17 protein-coding genes and 1 riboswitch are annotated in these 20,933 nt (G+C 42.9%); of the genes, 15 read left to right on the top strand and 2 right to left on the bottom strand.

Going from position 1 to position 20,933, the window contains the following annotated elements:
* Positions 1–55: 55 nt before the first annotated feature.
* Positions 56–219, top strand: a riboswitch (M-box (ykoK) riboswitch).
* An 88-nt stretch (positions 220–307) separates the two neighbouring features.
* The 13 genes from mgtA to R8389_RS06580 all read left to right on the top strand — a co-directional run bounded on the left by mgtA (position 308) and on the right by R8389_RS06580 (position 15,631).
* Positions 308–2,998: a magnesium-translocating P-type ATPase gene (mgtA, locus tag R8389_RS06640; RefSeq protein ID WP_317637247.1), complete on the top strand. Its 2,691-nt coding sequence runs from the start codon at positions 308–310 to the stop codon at positions 2,996–2,998.
* A 108-nt stretch (positions 2,999–3,106) separates the two neighbouring features.
* Positions 3,107–5,083 carry a methionine--tRNA ligase gene (gene metG / locus R8389_RS06635; protein WP_317637246.1) on the top strand — a complete coding sequence of 659 codons (1,977 nt, stop codon included), beginning with the start codon at positions 3,107–3,109 and terminating at the stop codon, positions 5,081–5,083.
* Positions 5,083–5,850 (top strand): TatD family hydrolase, encoded by a 768-nt coding sequence (locus R8389_RS06630; RefSeq protein WP_317637245.1) that lies wholly within the window; start codon positions 5,083–5,085, stop codon positions 5,848–5,850. The genes metG and R8389_RS06630 overlap by 1 nt, the downstream gene beginning before the upstream one ends.
* A complete protein-coding gene (gene rnmV, locus R8389_RS06625; RefSeq protein ID WP_317637244.1) occupies positions 5,837–6,403 on the top strand; it encodes a ribonuclease M5 in 567 nt (188 codons plus the stop codon). Before R8389_RS06630 ends, rnmV begins: the two co-directional genes overlap by 14 nt.
* Positions 6,396–7,283, top strand: a complete 888-nt coding sequence (gene rsmA, locus R8389_RS06620; protein ID WP_317637243.1) for a 16S rRNA (adenine(1518)-N(6)/adenine(1519)-N(6))-dimethyltransferase RsmA — start codon at positions 6,396–6,398, stop codon at positions 7,281–7,283. The genes rnmV and rsmA overlap by 8 nt, the downstream gene beginning before the upstream one ends.
* 73 nt (positions 7,284–7,356) lie before the next feature.
* Positions 7,357–7,602 (top strand): Veg family protein, encoded by a 246-nt coding sequence (locus R8389_RS06615; RefSeq protein WP_317637242.1) that lies wholly within the window; start codon positions 7,357–7,359, stop codon positions 7,600–7,602.
* Between the two features lie 122 nt (positions 7,603–7,724).
* Positions 7,725–8,555, top strand: a complete 831-nt coding sequence (purR, locus tag R8389_RS06610) for a pur operon repressor (protein WP_317637241.1) — start codon at positions 7,725–7,727, stop codon at positions 8,553–8,555.
* Between the two features lie 61 nt (positions 8,556–8,616).
* A complete protein-coding gene (glmU, locus tag R8389_RS06605) occupies positions 8,617–10,002 on the top strand; it encodes a bifunctional UDP-N-acetylglucosamine diphosphorylase/glucosamine-1-phosphate N-acetyltransferase GlmU (RefSeq protein ID WP_317637240.1) in 1,386 nt (461 codons plus the stop codon).
* Positions 10,003–10,211: 209 nt separating this feature from the next.
* Positions 10,212–11,804, top strand: a complete 1,593-nt coding sequence (locus R8389_RS06600) for an SLAP domain-containing protein (RefSeq protein WP_317637239.1) — start codon at positions 10,212–10,214, stop codon at positions 11,802–11,804.
* A gap of 303 nt (positions 11,805–12,107) precedes the next feature.
* Positions 12,108–13,466 carry a PTS sugar transporter subunit IIC gene (locus R8389_RS06595; protein WP_317637238.1) on the top strand — a complete coding sequence of 453 codons (1,359 nt, stop codon included), beginning with the start codon at positions 12,108–12,110 and terminating at the stop codon, positions 13,464–13,466.
* A 14-nt stretch (positions 13,467–13,480) separates the two neighbouring features.
* On the top strand, positions 13,481–14,584 hold the full coding sequence (locus tag R8389_RS06590) for a DUF871 domain-containing protein (RefSeq protein WP_317637237.1): 1,104 nt from the start codon (positions 13,481–13,483) through the stop codon (positions 14,582–14,584).
* A 215-nt stretch (positions 14,585–14,799) separates the two neighbouring features.
* Positions 14,800–15,273 carry a cysteine hydrolase family protein gene (locus R8389_RS06585; RefSeq protein ID WP_317637236.1) on the top strand — a complete coding sequence of 158 codons (474 nt, stop codon included), beginning with the start codon at positions 14,800–14,802 and terminating at the stop codon, positions 15,271–15,273.
* A gap of 112 nt (positions 15,274–15,385) precedes the next feature.
* Positions 15,386–15,631, top strand: coding sequence for a hypothetical protein (locus R8389_RS06580; protein ID WP_317637235.1), 246 nt, complete (start codon positions 15,386–15,388; stop codon positions 15,629–15,631).
* 972 nt (positions 15,632–16,603) lie between these two features.
* Here the strand turns inward: R8389_RS06580 and R8389_RS06575 are convergent.
* Positions 16,604–17,176: a hypothetical protein gene (locus tag R8389_RS06575; RefSeq protein WP_317637234.1), complete on the bottom strand. Its 573-nt coding sequence runs from the start codon at positions 17,174–17,176 to the stop codon at positions 16,604–16,606.
* Positions 17,177–17,270: 94 nt separating this feature from the next.
* Positions 17,271–18,530, bottom strand: a complete 1,260-nt coding sequence (locus R8389_RS06570) for an MFS transporter (protein ID WP_317637233.1) — start codon at positions 18,528–18,530, stop codon at positions 17,271–17,273.
* A gap of 115 nt (positions 18,531–18,645) precedes the next feature.
* Here R8389_RS06570 and R8389_RS06565 point away from each other — a divergent pair, with 115 nt between their 5' ends.
* Together R8389_RS06565 and R8389_RS06560 are read left to right on the top strand one after the other, a co-directional pair.
* Positions 18,646–19,500: a helix-turn-helix domain-containing protein gene (locus tag R8389_RS06565; protein ID WP_317637232.1), complete on the top strand. Its 855-nt coding sequence runs from the start codon at positions 18,646–18,648 to the stop codon at positions 19,498–19,500.
* 316 nt (positions 19,501–19,816) lie between these two features.
* Positions 19,817–20,788, top strand: a complete 972-nt coding sequence (locus tag R8389_RS06560) for a ribose-phosphate diphosphokinase (RefSeq protein ID WP_317637231.1) — start codon at positions 19,817–19,819, stop codon at positions 20,786–20,788.
* Positions 20,789–20,933: the final 145 nt, after the last annotated feature.

The following is a 20,933-nucleotide window of genomic DNA, read 5'->3' as shown; positions in this document are numbered from 1 at the left end:
TGGGTTGACTTAAGTTGGTGATGTGTATTACACTCACAGTGCAAATCAAATAAAACAAATAAACTGTTAGGTGAGACTCCTACGTGAACAAATGCTATCGCTCAGAAACATCCAGAGATGCCAATGAGTTAAATAGTTACCGTCGAGATAAGGCGGTAACCAGATAGCTAGCCTGAGCTTACGTCACGTAGTGTTAAAACTGAACGACGAGTATTAATGATACCTTGTTTAAAAGGGGGTCGCCAGCGGTATGAGGGCGATCTCTTTTTAGTTTGTTTGTGTTTTGGAAAGAAAAGGAGTGATGAAGATGCTGAGAAAACCAACTGAAGTTGCTAGCAACAAGGACCTGGAGCTAGTCAAAGCCATTGCCAATGAGGATAGGGCGGAGACACTCGCAAGGCTCCATGCAAGCAGCGACGGACTGACCAGTAGTCAAGCAGAAAAAAACCGGGAGGAATTTGGTTCCAATACAATCGCGTCTGGTAAGCGCAACTCTAAGCTGCAGTTTCTAGCTGAGGCCTTTATAACGCCGTTTACGTTGGTCTTATTAGCCCTGGCCGCAATTTCTCTCTGTACCGACTATATTTTTGTACCGGCCGGAGAAAAAGATCTGAGTACAGTTGCCATCATGCTCACGATGGTGGTCATTTCAGGGATTACTAGTTTTATCCAAAATGTCAAATCTTCTAGTGCCGTTGAAGCACTTTTAAAAATGGTTTCGGTTACCACGGATATCATCCGGGATGGCAAGGACCAGGAGATCGATACCAGCAAGGTGGTGGTTGGTGATGTAATTCGTCTGGCTGCTGGTGATATGGTGCCGGCAGACATGCGGTTACTTACTAGTAAAGACCTCTTTTGTTCATCTAGTTCGCTCAATGGTGAATCAAATCCAGTTGAAAAAATTGCGACTAAGAAACCGCAATTAGGTCAAGATCGTGACTATCTGGATTACCCCAACATTCTCTACGAGGGAACGACAATTGTTTCTGGTTCTGGCTTAGGTGTAGTTTTTGCCACGGGTGAGCGGACCATGTTTGGCAAGCTGGCGCATGACATTGCCCACAGTGATGTTAAGAACACGACTTTTGACGTGGGGATCAAGAACGTTTCTAAACTTTTGATTGTTATGACGGCAGTCATTGCGCCGCTAGTATTAATTATTAATGGTCTAACTAAGGGTGACTGGGTTAATGCCTTGATCTTTTCGATTGCGACCGCAGTTGGTCTGACTCCAGAGATGCTGCCGGTAATTGTTACCACTAACTTAGTTAAGGGTTCAATTGAGATGTCCAAAAAGGGGACAATCGTCAAAAAAATGAACTCGATTCAGAATTTTGGCTCTGCTGACATCCTGTGTACCGACAAGACGGGAACACTTACCCAGGACAAGGTCGTACTAGAACGCCATTATGACTTGAACTTGCACGAAAACCCGCGGATTTTGGAAATGGGCTACATCAATGCTAATTATCAAACGGGGATGAAGAATCTGATTGACAAGGCAATTATCGAGGCTGCCGGTGACGAACTCGATATTAGTGAAATCCAGCGTGATTATAACAAGATTGATGAAATCCCCTTCGACTTCTCCAGACGGCGCATGAGTGTTGTGGTTGAGAACGCTGATCGTGAACATGGCGAACACTTGCTGGTAACCAAGGGCGCTTCTGAAGAAATGATGGCTGTTGCTACCAAGCTTGAGGTCGATGGCCAGATTCTGCCGCTAACCCCAGAGCGTAAACAAAAGGTAATGGAAAAGGTCAACAACATGAATGATGATGGCCTGCGCGTGATTATGATTGGCTATAAGCGGAATCCGGCCCCAGTGGGCGAATTTTCGGTCAAGGATGAAAATGAGCTAATTCTTTGCGGGTTTTTAGCCTTTCTTGATCCGCCCAAGGAGAGTGCCAAAGTCGCTCTGGCCCGTCTTAAGGGTGATGGAATCACCGTTAAGATCTTGACTGGCGACAATGAGGCCGTTACCAGAACGGTTGGTCTGCAGGTGGGGTTGAACGTTGATACGGTTTATTCCGGCGCAGATTTAGAAGGTAAAAAACCGGAAGAGCTAGCCAAGATGGTTGAAGAATGCAATATTTTTGTCAAACTTTCACCAGAAGATAAGACTAAAATTATTAACTTGCTGAAGCAAAACGGGCATACGGTCGGTTATATGGGCGATGGGATTAATGATGCTCCCGCAATGAAAGCCGCTGATGTTTCAATTTCAGTTGATACGGCCGTTGATATTGCTAAAGAGTCTGCTGATATTATCTTGTTGCATAAGGATCTCAATGTGCTCGAAACGGGGGTTCGGATTGGTCGTAAAGTCTTTGGCAACACGATGAAGTATATCAAGATTACTCTTTCCTCCAACTTCGGTAATATCTTGTCAATATTAGTGGCCTCCTCTTTCTTGCCATTTTTGCCGATGCTCCCGCTCCAGTTACTGGTTTTGGACCTGCTGTATGGCACCAGTTGTTTGTCACTACCTTTTGATGATATGGATAATGAGTACCTGAAAGTACCACGGACTTGGTCAACCAAAAAACTGCCGAAGTTTATGTTTTACTTTGGACCGACTTCCTCAGTCTTTGATATTTTAACTTTTGGCTTGCTGTACTTTGTGATCTGCCCGCACCTGGTTGGCGGTAACTATAATGCGATTAGCCCCGCTCAACAGGTTGCCTTTATTGCATTGTTCCACACGGGTTGGTTTATTGAGTCGCTTTGGACTCAAGAAATGGTTATCCATGCCTTGCGCGATCCGCGCTTGCCTTTTGTGGGTCAGCATGCTACGGCCACGGTCATCTTGTCCACCTTTGGTGCAAGTATTATTGGTACGCTGATTCCATTCTCGTTTTTGAGCAACAAACTAAAGTTTGGCGAGCTCCCAATGAGTTTCATGTGGATTGTGCTAGGAATTTTAGTGCTCTATATTTTACTCACCACGGTGATTAAGCACTTTTACCTGAAAAGTGAAGAGTTCTTAATTTAGCGCTACTAGTAAAAAGGGCTCGTTTGAAAAGAGGATTCCGTCCGGAATTCTCTTTTTTAGTGATGTAGTATAATATAATGAAGTTAGACAAAACTTAAGGAGAAAAATATGGCTGAGCAAAAAACTTTTTATATCACGACCCCAATTTATTACCCATCTGGTCGCTTGACCATTGGTAATGCATATACGACGATTGCAGCCGATGTAATGGCGCGCTACAAGCGGAGTCAGGGCTATGATACCTTCTTTTTGACGGGGACCGATGAGCACGGTCTTAAGATTGAACAAAAAGCTGCAGAACAAGGCATTAAGCCGCAAGAATTTGTGGATCGAATGGCAGCGACCTATCAAAAGCTGTGGAAAAGTCTGAATATCTCTTATGACAAGTTCATTCGAACCACTGATGAGGAGCATGTCCGGGGAGTGCAGCAGATTTTTGAACAGCTCTTGCAGCAAGGTGATATCTACCTGGGCGAATACACCGGTTGGTATTCGGTTGAAGATGAAGAATACTTTACTGAGTCCCAGCTAGCCGAGGTCTATAAGGATGATACCGGCAATGTAATCGGCGGGAAGGCACCGTCCGGCCACGAGGTTCAGCTAGTCAAAGAACCGTCTTACTTCTTCAGGATGAGTAAGTATGCTGACCGCCTCTACCAGTACTATCAAGACCACCCCGAGTTCATCTTGCCGCATTCTCGCGAAAAGGAAATGGTCAATAACTTCATTAAACCGGGCCTAGAAGATCTATCTGTGACGAGAACAACGGTTTCTTGGGGCATTTCGGTCCCAAGTGATCCCAAGCATGTGGTCTACGTTTGGATCGATGCCCTGTCCAACTATATTACGGCACTGGGTTATGGTTCTGAGGATGATTCTCTATTTAAGCAGTTTTGGCCAGCTGATATTCACTTGGTGGGTAAGGAAATTGTGCGTTTCCATACGATTTATTGGCCGATTATGTTGATGGCCCTAGGGCTGCCCCTGCCTAAACACATTATTGGCCATGGCTGGGTGCTCATGAAGGATGGCAAGATGTCCAAGTCCAAGGGTAATGCCGTTTATCCTGAATCAATTACCAGCCGTTATGGTGTTGATGCCTTGCGTTACTACTTGATGCGGGCGCTACCATTTGGGGCAGATGGGGTGTTTACTCCTGAAGACTTCGTTGAACGCGTCAATTATGACTTGGCCAATGACTTAGGTAACTTGCTTAATCGAACAGTTTCGATGATTAATCAGTATCAAGCTGGCCTAGTCAAGCCGGTGGCTGGTGACCAGGATGAGTTTGGTCAAGATTTAGCCCGCGTTGCCAGTGAGACTATTGCGGACTACCAGGAAAAGATGGACACACTTCACTTTACCCAGGCCATTGAGGATATCTGGCAACTAATTAGTCGTGCTAATAAGTATATCGATGAGACAAGGCCATGGGCATTGAATAAGGACAAGAAGACGGCTGAATTAGCTCGGGTAATGTCTAACTTGGCTGAAAGTCTGCGGTTAATTGCGCTCTTAATTGCCCCGATTATGACTGAGACACCGGTTGAAATGTTTAGACAGTTGGGTCTTGACTGGCAGGATAAGGGTCACAAGACCCTTGAATTTGGGGGCTTTGACTGGCAGATTAAGGTGGTTGAACAGGCCGCGCCAATCTATCCCCGCTTAAAGCCAGAAGAAGAAATTAAGTACATCAAAGATGAGATGGCCAAGGCCAAGCCAAAGAAGCAGAGTCGTAGCCAGCAGGGCCAAGCCAAGGAAATCACAATTGATGACTTTGACAAGGTCAAGATTCAAGTCGGCAAAATCTTGGCAGTTGAGCCGGTTAAAGGTTCGAACAAGTTGTTGCAGTTCCAGCTCGACTTTGGCGATGGCAATGAGCGGCAAATTTTGAGTGGTATCCGCAAGTTCTACCCTAATGCCAGTGAACTGTTAAATAAGAAGGTCTTGGCTGTGACCAACTTAAAACCGCGTAAGATGCTCGGACACTTGAGCCAAGGAATGCTGCTTTCAAGTGAACAAGGTGGCATGGTTAAGTTGGCTTTAGTAGGCGATGAACACGAAGTGGGAGCAGAATTAGGTTAATGGAACTAATTGATAATCATACTCACTTGCAAGATGAACCTTTTCGCGGCAAAGAAGAATATTATCTTGAGCGCGCTCAGAAATTAGGTGTGACCAAGCTAATTTGTGTGGGTCAGGATCCGACTTTTAATAAAGGGGCAATTGACTTGGCTCAGCGCTTTGATCAAGTTTATGCCATGGTCGGTTACTGTCCTGACGTTGCCGGGGACTATAATCAAGCGGCTGAAGATGAGCTGATTGAACAACTGCAACTGCCTGGTGTGGTCGCAATGGGCGAGATTGGGCTGGACTATTATTGGGATGAAGCGCCCCGTGATCAGCAGCGGGCTGTTTTTGCCCGCCAGCTTGAACTAGCCCACGAACTAAAAATGCCAGTGGACATCCATACGCGGGATGCCTTTGGTGATTGCTACGAGATTTTGCAAAGCAGCAACCTAGAATATGGTGCAATTCTGCACAGCTTTAATGGCGATGCGAGGTGGCTAAGCAAGTTTCTCGATCTGAATGTTTATTTTTCCTATTCCGGCGTAGTTTCTTTTACGAAGGCGACAGAAGTTCATGAATCTGCGCAAAAAACGCCGCTAGACCGGCTTTTAGTTGAAACTGATGCCCCGTTTCTGACACCCAAACCATACCGCGGTCGCCAGAATGAACCGGGGAATGTTTATTACGTGGCGCGTGCGCTTGCTGAACTGAAAAATATTCCACTAGAAGAAGTTGCCCAGGCAACATATGCAAATACAGTGAGGGCTTATGGTCTTAACTAAAAAACAATTTAATGCGGTTGTAGTAGTTGAAGGCAAAGATGACACAACCCGGCTCAAACAATTTTTCCCGGGGATTGAAACAATTGAAACTAATGGTTCAGATGTACCCGAACCGGTCTTGATTGAACTTGCAGAACTAGCCAAAAAAAGACCAATTATCATTCTGACGGATCCTGATCTCAATGGCGAACGCATTCGCCGACTAGTAACGGCTGCAGTACCTGATGCTAAACAGGCTTTCATTACCCGCAAGGAAGGTGAGCCGCACAAACGAGGTAATTCGCTGGGCGTGGAACATGCCTCGCGAGCAGCCTTAATTAAGGCCTTAAGTGAGCTGCATGAAGCGCAGGCCCTGCCTAGTGATTTAACCATTGGAGATTATCAGCGGCTAGGTTTATCTAGCGGTCAAGGTGCACGTAAGTTGCGTGAACAAGTTGGCATTAAGTTGCGGATTGGCTATGGTAATGCCAAGCAGTTTTATAAACGCTTGCAAACTTTTGGCGTGACGCTGAATGACCTTGAACAAGCCGTCCAGGAGGTTAAGCATGAATAACGAAATTCCCATTGGATCGGCGGTTAGAACCCAGGCAATTATCAACCAGTATTTTGTCCGGGCGAAGAAGAACTTGGGTCAAAACTTTTTAGTCGATTTGGATGCAATCAGAGCTATTGTTAATGCTGCTGAAGTTGAGCCAGGTGACCAAGTAATTGAAATCGGACCAGGTATTGGCTCTTTAACTGAGCAGCTTCTGTTAGCTGGTGCGAAGGTCTTCGCCTATGAAATTGACGAAGACTTACCGACAATTTTGGAGCATGAATTACCGAATAAAATAAATGGTATTCCGTGCGCAGAGCGTTTCAAGCTGATACTCAAGGATATCTTAAAAGCAGACTTTGACCAAGACCTTAGTGACTTCTTTGACATGACCAGACCGGTTAAGGTAGTTGCAAATCTACCGTACTACATCACGACGCCGATTATTTTCTTTTTGGGCAATACTGGACTGAACTTCTCTAGCTTAACTTTGATGATGCAAAAAGAGGTAGCAGAGCGCTTGCAAGCTAGTCCTAACAGTAAGGACTATGGTCCATTAACGATTGCTGTGCAGACTGAAATGAGTGCCCAGATTGCCTTAACCGTTCCCAGTACATCATTTATTCCCCGTCCCAAGGTAGATTCTAGTGTGGTGGTTTTAAGACCTTTGGCAGAAAAGCCAGCGGTTGGAGAACGTCAGCATTTTAATTGGGTGGTTAAGATGTGTTTTGCTCAAAGGCGTAAGACATTAAATAATAATTTGAAAAACTTGCTGCAAGATCAAGAACAGCGTACGCGTTTGATAGCGGAGCTAGGAGTTGATCCCCGGGTGCGGCCAGAACAGTTAACTATTAGCCAATTTATTCAGATTGCTCAAGCGGTTCCAATTAAAAAATAATCTTGTCTTGCTTAAAAAATATTGAAAAAGATCAAGTGAAGTGGTATAATCAATGCTAAAGGAGCTGTTACTATTGCCAACATCAATTAATACCATTAAGGACAAACTGGATTCGCACTTAGGTGACGCACTAACAGTGGTTGCTAGAGCCGGACGTAAGAAAGTTACAAAAAGACGTGGAGTTTTACGGGAGACCTTTCCCGCTGTTTTTGTGGTCGACTTGGACCAGGAGCAAAATAACTTTAAGCATGTCTCATATAGTTACACTGACTTGTTAACCAAGAATATTACCTTGAAATTTGACGATGTAGCTGAATAAGATAAAGCTCAAGTGGGAAAGATACCTGTCGGCACTGGCATTTTGTAAAATGTTAGTGCCTTTTTTGGTGGTTCAGTGTATAGTAGTAACAGACAAAAGACAAACATTAGAGGTGATAACTTATGAAACGTTCAGAGAGATTGGTCGATATGACCAAGTATTTAATGGAACGCCCCCACGATTTAATCCCGTTACCACTGTTTGCTAAGCGCTACGGTGCGGCTAAATCATCGATTTCTGAAGATCTGGCAATCTTGAAGCACACGCTGGCTGATAAGCAGGATGGTATTTTGGAAACAGTCGCCGGCGCTGCTGGTGGCGTCCGATATGTTCCCTTTTGGGGCAAAAAGCATGCCCAGAACTACTTATTTGATTTGGCGTCGCGCATTGAGGATTCACAGCGCATCTTGGCCGGTGGTTTTGTTTACTTGTCCGATATTTTAGGGAATCCGCAAGACTTAGAAAAGATTGGCAAACTAATTGCAACCCGTTATGCTTACGCTAATATTGACGTGGTTATGACGATTGAGACCAAGGGAATAGCTCTGGCTCAGGCCGTTGCGCGTTACTTAAATGTCCCTTTTATTATTGCACGGAAGCGGTCCAAAGTGACCGAAGGGGCAACGGTCTCGGTTAACTATATTTCATCTTCACTTGATCGGGTGTCTAAGATGGAATTACCAACTAGAGCTTTGAAAGATGATGCGAACGTTTTGCTAGTTGATGATTTTATGATGGCTGGTGGCACCTTGACCGGGATGCAGCAACTAGTCAAGGAATTCAACGGCAATATTGCTGGTGTTTGTGTTCTTTGCGAGGCTGATTGGGATGATGAAAAGCTGATTGAGGACCACCTTTCACTAGTGAAGATCAAGCAAGTAGATGGTGAGCAAAAAGTCATTGTAGCCGAACCCGGAACATTGGTGGCGCATACCGACTATAGTCGCTTTTAACTTGAGGGATAATATATTAAAATATTGGTATTAGGAAGTAAGACAGAAGAGGCTGAATTTAATGAAAAAGTTTGTAGTAATTCTTGCAGCCGGCAAGGGTACCCGGATGAAGTCCAAGCTATACAAGGTTTTGCATCAAGTTTGTGGTAAAGCCATGGTTGAGCATGTGGTTGAAGCAGCGCAAGCGATTGACCCCGACCAGATTGTTACTGTTGTTGGCAATGGGGCCGAGGAAGTCAAGAAGACTTTAAAGGGTAAGTCAGACTTTGTCCTGCAAAAAAAGCAGTTGGGTACGGGTGATGCGGTACTAACTGCAGAAAAGTTGCTGGCTAGCAAGTCCGGCGCGACGCTGGTAATTACCGGCGACACCCCACTATTTACCAGCAAAACTTTCCAGAAATTGTTTGATTACCACCAGAAAAAGGGTAATGCCGCTACTGTGTTGACCGCACAGGCACCTGACCCCTACGGTTATGGCCGTATCATTCGTGATGAACAGGATAATGTGTTACGGATTGTTGAACAAAAAGATGCTAGTCCAGAAGAACTAACTATCAAAGAAATTAACACCGGTGTCTTCTGTTTTGATAATGAACAACTCTTTGCTGCGCTCAAGCAGGTGGGGAACCATAATGCCCAAGGCGAGTACTACCTGACCGATGTTTTGGAGATTCTGCGAAATAAGGGTCAGCGCATTGGGGCTTATAAGACGCGTGACTTCAGTGAAAGTATTGGTGTCAATGACCGGATTGCCCTGGCACAGGCTAACAAGATCATGCAAAAAAGAATTAATGCAAAGCACATGCGTAATGGGGTGACTTTTGTCGATCCCGATACAGCCTATATTGATGCTGATGTCAAGATTGCCAGTGATACCCAAATTGAAGGCAATGTGGTGATTAAGGGACAAACTGAAATCGGTAGCAATTGCTTGATAACAGCTGGTTCCAGAATTATTGATGCAAAACTAGGCAACCACGTCACGGTGACGTCTTCGACAATTGAGCAGTCTGAGATGGAAGACCACTCTGATGTTGGTCCTAATTCACACTTGCGGCCCCAGTCGCTTATTCGTGCGGGCGCACACATTGGCAACTTCGTTGAAGTGAAAAGCGCTGAGATTGGAAATAATTCCAAAGTTGGCCACCTGACTTATGTAGGCGATGCAACCTTGGGCAAGGAAGTTAACGTGGGTTGCGGAACAATCTTCGCTAATTATGATGGCGTGCAAAAAGATCATATTAATGTCGGTGACCGGTCCTTTATCGGTTCAGGTGCAACTTTGGTTGCCCCGGTCAATGTGGCTGACCATGCCTTTGTAGCCGCTGATTCTACAATTACTAAGGATGTAGCCCGGCATGAGCTGGCAATTGCCCGTGGCCGGCAGGTCAACAAACCTGATTACTGGCAAAAATTGCCACTTGCGAATGATCCACAGTGGAAATAGTGAATACAGATAAATTTTAGTAACATTACAGTTCTTGTTATCAATTTATTAGTAAGTAGCTGATAAATATTGTTAAATATACTAGAAGGCAGTACTTAGCAATTGCTTAAGAGTATTAAGAAAAAGTAAGCTATCGCGCTTCCGGCTTTATTTACTCGGCGTTTGGTATACAATATAGATATTAAATTTTTTACGAGGTAGTGAAATAAATGAAATTAAGTCATAAAATGATGATCGTCTCAACAGTTGCACTGATTGGTGTAAGTCCAATAATTAGTGCTAGTGCGCCAGTCTTAGTTCAAGCCGCTAACGAGTCTGCAACTAAGAAAGATAGCGATAACGCTGGAAATAATGATAGAAGCAGCAAGCAGACTAAGGCTTCAAAGAAGGGCACCATCAAGTTAAGTCATAATGCTTATGTTTATGACAAAAACGGTAAACGGTTGAAGACTTATATGGGTAGTGCAAAGTACACTAAGATCCCTAAAGATAAGCTCTTGAATTATCGCGAAAAAGTAACTATTGCCAACCAGGACTACTATGATATTGGTTCTGGCGCCTTTGTTAAGGCTGCTAATGTTGGCTACGTTGATGGTAAGAAGGTCGTCAAGGCGACGAAGACTACTACGGCTAAGATTAAGCGCAATGCTTACATTTATGATGCCAAGGGCAAGACTGACAAGAAAAAGCTTAAAAAAGGTCAGACTGTCAATGTGGACCAGTTGATCTACATCAGTAAAAAGCTCTACTATAGGATTAGTGGCCAGACCAACCAATTCATCAAGGCTGCTAACGTGGGGACGGTTACTGGCCCCAAGCTTAAGCCAGTCACACCGGCCCCGGCTAAAGATGAAAGTTTACCAAATGATAAAGAGACAGTTATTACGTTGAGCCGTAATGCCTACCTCTATGATGGTAACGGTGAATCGAGCAAGACCTTAATTAAGAAGGGTCAACAATTAAAGGTTGACCAACTCAAGTACATTGGTAAGAAGTTATACTACCGCATTAATGATAGTAACTATCCTGGCACTGACCAGTGGGTTAAGAAGAGTAACGTTGGTGTGATTGCCGGTAAGCAATTAAAACCAGTAAACGCCATGCCTGAAGAAGACAAGACGGTAACTACGGTTACCTTGGCCCGCAATGCTAATGTATATAACGACAAGGGTGTTAAACAGTCAACCAAGACTTTTGCCAAGGATCATACTGCTCGTGTAACTGAACTGCGTTACATTTGGGTTGAAGCAGATAACAAGGCAGAACTGTTCTACAAACTGCAAAGCGACAAGAACGGCTACTTGAAGGAAGCTGATATTAGTATGGTCAGTGGGGCTAAATTAGTGCCAGTCAATACTCCTGAAACAGCCAAAAATGAAACGGTAACTGCCACAGATACTGATAAAAAGGCACTGCAGGATGCTTTGACAGATGCTACCAAGGTAAAGGCAGATGATTCCTACAAGCTTGCTACTAAGTCGCTCCGCGATGCCTATGATGCGGCTGTCACCTCAGCAAGCCAGATTAATGCGGCCGTTTCGACGATCGCTCAAGTTAACGGTGCAGTAGCTAAGCTTAATACGGCTAAGGCTGCGCTCAATGGCAAAAAAGTTCAGGTTAAGGACTTGACCAACTTAACGGTTGATGAGGCTAACCAAATTGTTAAGTTAGCCGCCACTGCCAATGGTGTTGATGCAAGTGCAGTGCAGTTTAGTAACAACAACACAGTGCTGACTGTTACGAACGCCAATGGTTTTCAGCAAACCTTGAACATTTCCGATTACGCAGTTGCTGCAAAGTAAGTTGCTTCAATAAAAGTGATACCGCTGGTATCGCTTTTTTGTTTGGTCAAAAAGTATACTATTTACAATATGAACACAAAATCATAGTAGGGAATAAGTCATATATCAAAATTTTATAAAAATATTTTTGGCCTATACCACTTATTTGAAAAAGCCGCTAGCTATCAGATACATGGCTAGTATTGTCATATACCAAAGGCTGAAAGCCTACAGCCCCAGCACTTTTCGGCAATTTAAAGTAAACCGCTTCCAAGGAAATGTGTTATACTACAATTGTTATGAGATATAGCGAGGAGGAATATTATGAATAAATTAATTGATTGGTTAAACAAACATGTTGTTCCAATCGCAGCTAGGATAGGGCAGATTCGCTGGCTTGTAGCCTTGCGTGACGCCTTTATCTCCATTATGCCGTTGATTATGGCTGGTGCTGTGGCCAGTGTTATTAACGCGTTAATAAGAGACTTGCCAACTCAAATGGGTTGGATGGGCATTGTTAACTCGATGCAGTGGCTGATTGGCATTAATTCTGTGGTCTGGACAGGAACAACAGCCATTTTAGCTTTACTATTTGCTTTTACCTTTGGTTACCAACTATCGGTTCAGTACAAGGTTGAGCCGACAGCCGGTGGTTTGGTCAGTCTTGGTACCTTTATCATGGGTCTACCGCAAAGTTTCACTATGGATTTGGCGAAAACTCTGTCTAAGGGTGACGCCAAGACCTTGACTGATGCCGGAGCTGCCGTTACTGGCAAGAACGTTTCGGCCTGGGGTTACTTCAACTTTAACAAGTACTTCGGTGCGGCTGGTTTCTTCACAGTCATGATTATGGGTGCCATTGCGGTCACCATCTATATCTGGTTTATGAAGAAGAAGATTACCATTAAGATGCCAGACAGTGTACCGCCAGCAGTTGCTAATGCTTTCACAGGTATTATCCCGGCAACCGCTGGACTCTTTACGGTTGGTGTAATTGATTATCTCTTTAGTCTTAACCAGACGACGGTGATTGACTTTATTTCTAAGACTATCCAAGAGCCACTGATGCATGTCAGTCAAGGTTACGGTTCTGTTCTTTTAATGGCCTTCTTAGTTCAATTATTCTGGTTCTTTGGTATTCATGGTTCCAACGTGCTTGCTCCGGTTTTGGACAGTATTTGGTTGACGGCCCAGATTGCTAATATTAATGCTGGCCAGGCCGGCAAAGCATTGCCTTATATGTGGACCCGGTCCAACTTTGACCTCTATGCTTGGATTGGTGGAGCTGGTTCGACCCTGTTATTGCTATTAGCAATTCTAGCCTTTTCTAAACGGGAAGACGAGCGGGCTGTTGCTAAGGTAGCACTCGTTCCTGGCTTCTTTAACATTAACGAGCCGACCATGTTCGGTTTGCCAATTGTATTAAATCCAATTTACTTTATTCCATTTGTGCTGGCACCACTGGTCATGGTCTCAATTGCTTATGGTGCTTTGAGCCTCGGCTGGGTGAACCCAGTTAGAAATCAGATGGTATGGTCAATGCCACCGTTCATCAACGCCTTCTTGGCCACATTGGACTGGCGTGCGGTGGTTCTGCAAGTGGTTAATATGGTTGTGGGCTTCCTGATTTACGTTCCGTTTGTCAAGATTTCCAACAACATTAAACCAGAAGATGTAGCCTAAAGGAGTAACGAGACATGAAGCAATTAGGAATTTCCCTTTACCCTGAGCAAAGCACTTTTGACCAGGATAAAGCATACATCGACTTAGCACATCACTACGGCTATCAGAGAATCTTCATGTCGCTACTGCAACTAAAAAGTAGCACGGGTGAAGACTTACTAGCCCGCCTCAAAGAAGATGTGGCATACGCTAATCAGTTGGGCTTTAAGACGGTTGTTGACATCAACCCCGTCTTGTTCAAGGAATTACAAATTGACTATAATGATTTAGTTTTCTTCCATGAGCTAGAAGTTTGGGGGCTTCGCTTAGACGAAGGCTTCAGCGGCATGGAAGAAGCTATCATGACGCATAATCAGTACGGTTTAAAAATCGAGCTGAACATGAGTCGGGGCACCAACTACCTAGACAGCATTATGGCTTACGATCCAGAGATTGACAACTTAATCGGCTGTCACAACTTCTATCCGCAAGAATATACGGGTCTGGGCGAAGCGATTTTTCTTGACTATTCAGCAAAGTACCGTGATTACGGTTTGCATACCGCCGCATTTGTCTCTTCGAAAAATGCTAAGTTCGGTCCGTGGCCTGTTCATGAAGGGTTGCCGACCATGGAAAGCGACCGTAAACGGGATATTTTTAGTCAAGTGACCCATTTACGCTTGAGCAAGATGATTGATGATATTATCATCGGTAATGCCTTCGCCAGTGAAGCTGAGCTAGCTAGTGTTGCTAAGGCCTTTAATAGCCCATTCCCAGTTTTGGGAATAGAGTTTGAAGAGGGCGTACCGCCGCTTGAACGTAAAATTTGTTTGCAAGAGCCGCATCTATACCGCGGTGATGCTTCAGATTATCTCTTGCGCGACACTAAGACACGGGTTGTTTATGCCGAGGAGTCCATACCTGCGCACTCTGCCAATAAATCTAACTTTGAACGGGGAGATGTAGTCGTGGTTAATGATGATTACCCGCGCTACAAGGGTGAATTGCAGATTGTGCAAACGCCCTTACCAAATGATGGTCGGCGCAATTTGGTCGGTCGACTAAAGCATGATGACCTCGATTTGCTAGCTTGGATTGAACCGTGGAGTACATTCATGATGCAAGAGGCGGCTAAATAATAATTAATTTTAAAAAGTGTAAGACTTTTGCCATAAACTCCGAAATTGAGCTCAAATTTCGGAGTTTTTGTTTCCGTGTTTTCCGCTTATAAAAATAGCTTAAAAATGTTCAAAATTAGGTATTGAATGTTAAGGTCAAAGCGTTATAATGTAATCGAATTCATAAAGTGTCAATGCTAGAATTTATGTTTTATTTACCAAGCGAGAGGAAAACAATGCCAGCCGATAATTTATTGTTAGTAGTCGATGTCCAAGAACAAACGATGCGTTTTTTAAGTGGAAAAACCTCCTTTTTGGAGCGTGTCAACCGCATTATTAGGACTTTTCAGGAAAAAGGCCAGCCTATTTTTTATGTCAAACAAAAAAACATGGGCAGTCTCTATCCTCAATTGGTGGTTGATAATGATGCGCCAGTCTTTACCAAGAAAGAGCCGAGTGCATTCTCGGAAGCTAGTTTTACTAAGAAGGTTGAGCAGGAACACCCTAAAAATGTGGTTGTCGTAGGACTGATGAGTCAGGCCTGTGTGCAGTCGACCGTGAAGAGTGCTTTAAATCGTGATTATTCTGTTACCTTGATTTCAGATGGTCATGATTCACTGGTCAAGCCGATGCGCCATCATTACAATCAGTTATTGACTAAGCTAGGAGCGCACCGGCTGACTACCGATGAGTTTATGCTAGTTAATTGATCATTAAGCTAAAAAGTAGCCCCAAGTAATCATGCTTGGGGCTATTTTTTAATTGACTTTTAATTTTAAGGTGCTAATATAAGGTGAAATTTTGGAGCTAGGAGGAAATATTATGGCGAAAAAGCCGATTAAAGACTTAGATGATGGCCGTATTTTCCACCTGATTAATCAGGAACGTAAAGTTGATAAAATCATTTTGCGGCTTTCGGCAGTTTACGTGGTGTTTCTAATTTGGGCAGTGATGTTTGACTTTGGCGTTTTTGCTAAGACGGTTGTAGTTACCTTTGTCATTTTATTTACCTATTTTATGATCTGCAAGATCATGGACATCTATGACTGGTATCAGGATAGAAAATAGTCATGGGGTGGTTGTGCAAGATAAGCAAGATCGAAAATCGAGTGGCGGTTCTATATCAAGGTGATGACAATGACTGCTTACTGCTCGTAGAGCAAAAAGTGGTATAATCGCTAATACCAATCAAGTTTTGTTGGTGTATTGCTCGTACTAAATAAGGTATAATCAGATAACGATTTATTTGGGAGGCTGCGACTATGCAACAAACAAAGCGATTTTTCATTAAAATTATTAAGCTACCTTTGTTTTGGTATCTAATGTTTTGGATTCTATTTTTGATAATTGGTTTTGTTAATAAAGATTTTGCACAAATTTCTTTATCCTTATTTTGGATCGCTTTTTGTATATATGTATCAGTTAAAGAGTGTCGGAAACACGAGAAAAAATGATTATTTTTATATGTTACAAGGGTGAATCGTAAATGAAGTTGAATGTGTGTCTCATTTTAGAAAGATGATGGAAGCGAAGGTATGTACTCTTGAATACATTCGTTTAGGCATTTTGTTTATGCTCGCAAGATTGTCCAGATGCATAGTTAAAATCTTGCGAGGATGATCTGCCTAAGTAGGTCTTTCCCAGCTAAACTTTCCTAACGCCACTTATGAAAAGAATAAAACAGTATATTATAATTATCATATCCAAAGTCGGTAGCTGGTGCTATGATGAGAAAAACGATTATTATCTAGATTACAAAGGCTGTACTTTATTTTTTAAGGCACAGGCTAAGGAATATTTACGGTCAACGCAAGTTTATTATAGAGTCGGCTTTTGGCCACTTGAAGAATGAATTTCGGGTGTAGTAAATTTATAATAGCTGAAGCAAGGGTAGAAATGGTTTAAATTTAATCCTCATAACGATGAACTTAATAAAATTCTGGCTATCAATAGGAATTCAAAAAAAGAAGGTAAGGCTGATAAGTTTCAGCTTACCTTCTTTTTTGTTAGATTAAAGAAACTAGTTTTAATTATATTTTGTTATTTTGTAGTAAATGAATTTAGAGGACTTTCCGATGCACGTATCGTATTTCTTTTGGTAAAAGTAGTATTTTTTACGATTCTATTTGTTTGGGTTTGTGAATAAATTCGCTTTGTTCTAGAAGCATTTGAGTAATATGTGTATTTTATTCTAGAAAGCAAAACATATTTCCCCTCTTTCCGTTCAAACTTCTGGGTAACCCAAATAGGTTTTCCTTTAATTTTACTTGACCAAACAGCTGACAAACCTGATGCAACAGCAGCTGCAGCTCGGCTACTTTTACTTATATATCCGACAAGAGAATAGGAGACTACAGTAGAAGCAAATGTATGTATGTCTTTAACAGCATCAACCTTATATTTGCGTCCACCTACTTTTTTCCAGGGCCCTTTTGGATTTGGGGCGATTCGCATTAGCCCCCCCGATTTTTTCTCTTTAGGTTTTGGAAAATAATCTGTTTTAGCTAGTTGTTTTGGAGCTGCTTCTACACTATTAGAATTAATGTTAGTAGCAGAAACTAATCCAAAAAACATTAAAGTAATAGCTATCAATATTTTTTTGACTTTTTTCATAAAACAACCCTTTATAAATAATAGTTTTTTCATTATCTTTAATAATATCATAGTTTAAATTAAAAACAAAATAAGAATATGAAAAATTAACAGGCTAGTCCTCTTCTGCTGCTTCCGTTTGCTTGGATGTGTTGTTAAGCATTACTTTCAAAGTAACGGCGAAAACAATCAGGCTGAGGACTAGAATTCCAGATAAAGCGTAGTTGATACCAACTGCTCCAGCAATACCGGTAAAGATAGTGGTCATGAGAGGCCCGGCAATTACCAAAATGGTGTTTAATAAACCAACCGAAGAGGACAGGATTTGCCGATCGACCGAAGTTACTAGCCATTGCGTTAACTTGGGACTTGCGGTCCCAATGGCGAAGCCTAGGGCCACGCCTAGGATTAAAATAGCAATGGTGCTCTTGCATAAAATGGCGCCGGCCATGCCACTACTAATTAGAGTAGCGAGCAAGGCAATTTGAAATAGTGAGGCCTTTTTTAAAAACTTAGTTCCTAACGTACTCCCCAGAGCCATACCGCTAGCAATTAAAGCATTAATCAGTGCCAAAGTGAAGCTAAAACTGCCAATTAGCATGCCTTTATTACCGGCCAAGACAATTGAGATTAGGGGTTCAACTGAACTGAGCAGTCCATTGAGCATGGCAATTACCAAGACAATGGTTAACAGGCCGCGGGCACGCTTGACCTGCTTGAGTGAAGAGGTAATGGTTGCAAAGAAGTTCTGCTCGTTGACGGCGGCAATCTGGTCTTGGGGTTGCTGCTTTTTTACATTAGCAGTAATGTTGGCAAAGAGTAGTCCAGCAACTAAAAAGGTCAGTGCGTTGATTATGGCCAATCCCGAATAAGACATGAAGAGCAGGAGACCAGAACCGACGAACTGGGCGACCATTGTAATCACTTGGGAAATGCCGGAAGAGAAGCCTTGGGCTTCGGCCATTTCGTCTTTTCCGACTAAGTCGACAATTAAGGGTGTCTGGAGGCCGCCGGAGTACATCCCGGACAGGTCGGAAATAAAGTTAATGCCGATGACCATTAGCACTAGATCCCAACCAGCAATATTGGTGACAAAGAGCACCCCAACTAACAGATAGAGGGCAAAACGAAGCAGTGCAAGCCAGACGATGACCCGGTACTTGTTCTTGGTCCGGTCTGCCAGGTAGCCACTAATACTCTGAATCAAATCTGGCAACGCCTCGGTAATGGTAATTAGCGAAAGGGCCAAAGTGTAGTTTTGCAGTCTGCTGGCGTAAGTCATGAGTGCCAGGTAGAAGAGAATATTACCGGCATTGGATAGCCAGCCAGCAATAGTAAACTTGCGAAAGTTTTTGTTCTTTAAAAAAATATCCATAATTTTAGCTCCTATTTCATAAATTTGATGATATTTTAATTATATTTGTACTATAATTTTAACTAGCTGAAATGTCGTATTTGACATTTTTTAATCGAATAAGAAAGAGGAAGCTATGTCAATTGGAGAATTGTTGCGGCAGTATCGAATGGAGCAAGGTAAGACCCAGAAGGAGTGGACAGGTACTACGGTCAGTCCGTCATATTATTCCAAGGTGGAAAAGGACGTCCACCGGATCACGGTTGTAGATCTGCTTGAAATCCTGCGGGCCAATGATGTGAATCCCCTGGACTTTTTCAGTCGATTAAACTGGGCTGATCAGGTTAAGGATAGCCAGAGTCGGGAGCTTGCCCGATCTATTAATGAGGCCTACTATCAAAATGATGAGGCGAGCTTGCAGAGTATTAGGGCGTCTGTTGAGCGTAGCAAGTTAACCAACAAGGAGCAGCAACTGCTGCTCCTTGATGAAACTATTGCTGCAGTTAAAGATGATCCTGAGCTGTTGGACCAGGACCAGCTTCAAAAAGTTAAGGAAGAGATCTTTAATTCGGACCACATTAATGAACGGCAGTTAAGACTGTTTGCTAATCTAGTTCCATACTATGACCTGGACGGCAATTTGGTGATTGGTAGACGATTGCTTGAAATTTTTTGTCATGATTCAAAGGTAAGTATTAAAGAGGCTCTACTGGCGATGAGCGAGAACATCATAATTAAGTGCATTGAGCAGAACAGATATGCGGATACTAGCTTTTTCATTCAGGCTGCCGATGCGATTACCATTGTCCCAACCTTGTTCTTTTATAAGAATGGCTTGATTTTGCTAGAAAATATGGTCGCCTATCATGATGATCAGCGATCAGAATATTTGGCTAAATGTCAGCTGGCCATTAACAATTTCACCTTATTGGGGCTGCCAAAGTTTGGTGCAGAGGTCCAAAAGTTTTTTGATAAGTATAAAGTCCAATGATATTTGGAGCTTATAATGCACTAACTGGTCTTTGTCGACAAGTCGATTACGGATAATCTTAATCCGTTTGTTCCTCATACAGCCAGTTATACCAAGAGAATGTAGAAATATTACTTGCTGGAAGTTGTCAATCCCAAGACAAAAAAGTAGCCGGTGAAAGTAGTGATTTTCTATCTATAAATAGAAAAAAGGCGACATATCTGGGCGTAAAGGCTTGAATGTCACTAGCTAAAGTTGAATAATGGTATAAGAGATAACTTTTTCGACCAACTTTTGGTAAAATGAGATGTTGTAACAGTTTTTTACGGAGGAAATTATGTCTTATAAAGACAATATGATGTTGTTTGCCCTTAATTCGAATGTGCCGCTTGCTGAAAAAATCGCCAAGCGCGTTGGGATCTCGCTCAGCAAGTCCAGTGTGCAACGCTTTAGTGACGGTGAAATTCAAATTAACATTGATGAATCGGTGCGGGGCAAGGACGTATACTTGATTCAGTCGATGAGTGTGCCGGTTAATGATAACCTGATGGAGCTGCTCATTATGATTGATGCCGTGCGGCGTGCTAGTGCGCAAACCATCAACATCGTTATTCCTTATTATGGTTATGCCCGCCAAGACCGTAAAACAAGGCCTCGCGAACCAATTACTGCCAAGTTAGTTGCTGATATGCTGCAAGAAGCAGGTGCCACTCGAGTATTGTCACTTGACTTACATGCACCCCAGATTCAAGGATTCTTTGATATTCCAGTCGATAACTTGATGGGTGCTCCGCTCTTAGCAGATTATTTCTTAAGTAATCACCTTGAAAAGGATGCCGTAGTTGTATCGCCTGACCACGGTGGTGTAACTCGAGCACGGAAACTGGCCGAATTTTTGGGTACCTCGATTGCCATTGTGGATAAGCGTCGGCCCCGTGCCAATGTCGCCGAAGTTATGAATATTATTGGCGAGGTTAAGGGTAAGCGTGCCATCATTATTGATGACATGATTGATACTGCTGGAACGATTACGCTAGCTGCACAAGCATTGATTGATGCCGGCGCAACTGAAGTTTATGCCAGCACCACGCACGCTGTTTTATCAGGTCCAGCAACCGAGCGGTTGAATAATTCTCCGATTAAAAACTTGGTACTGACTGATTCAATTAACCAACCAGCAGAAAAGAAGTTGGACAAGACCTTACTTGTATCTGTAGGACCACTTATTGGGGATGCAATTAAATGTATTCAAAAGAATGAGCCACTTAGCCCATTGTTCAATACCAGATATGAAGAACATAAACACTAATTTCCTCAAAAAATGATACCGTAAATAAACCTGCTTTTTAACAAAAGCAGGTTTTTTGTTGCCTAAAAACAACCGCATAGACACGTGTAGTGACCGCTTACTTAAATGATATTGTTTTTAAATAAATATTAATGCTTAATAAAGC

Origin of the sequence: Lactobacillus xylocopicola (assembly GCF_033096005.1) — a bacterium.
GTDB lineage: Bacteria > Bacillota > Bacilli > Lactobacillales > Lactobacillaceae > Lactobacillus > Lactobacillus xylocopicola.
Note: the sequence above shows the minus strand (reverse complement) of the source record. Positions and strands in the feature narration are given on the sequence as shown.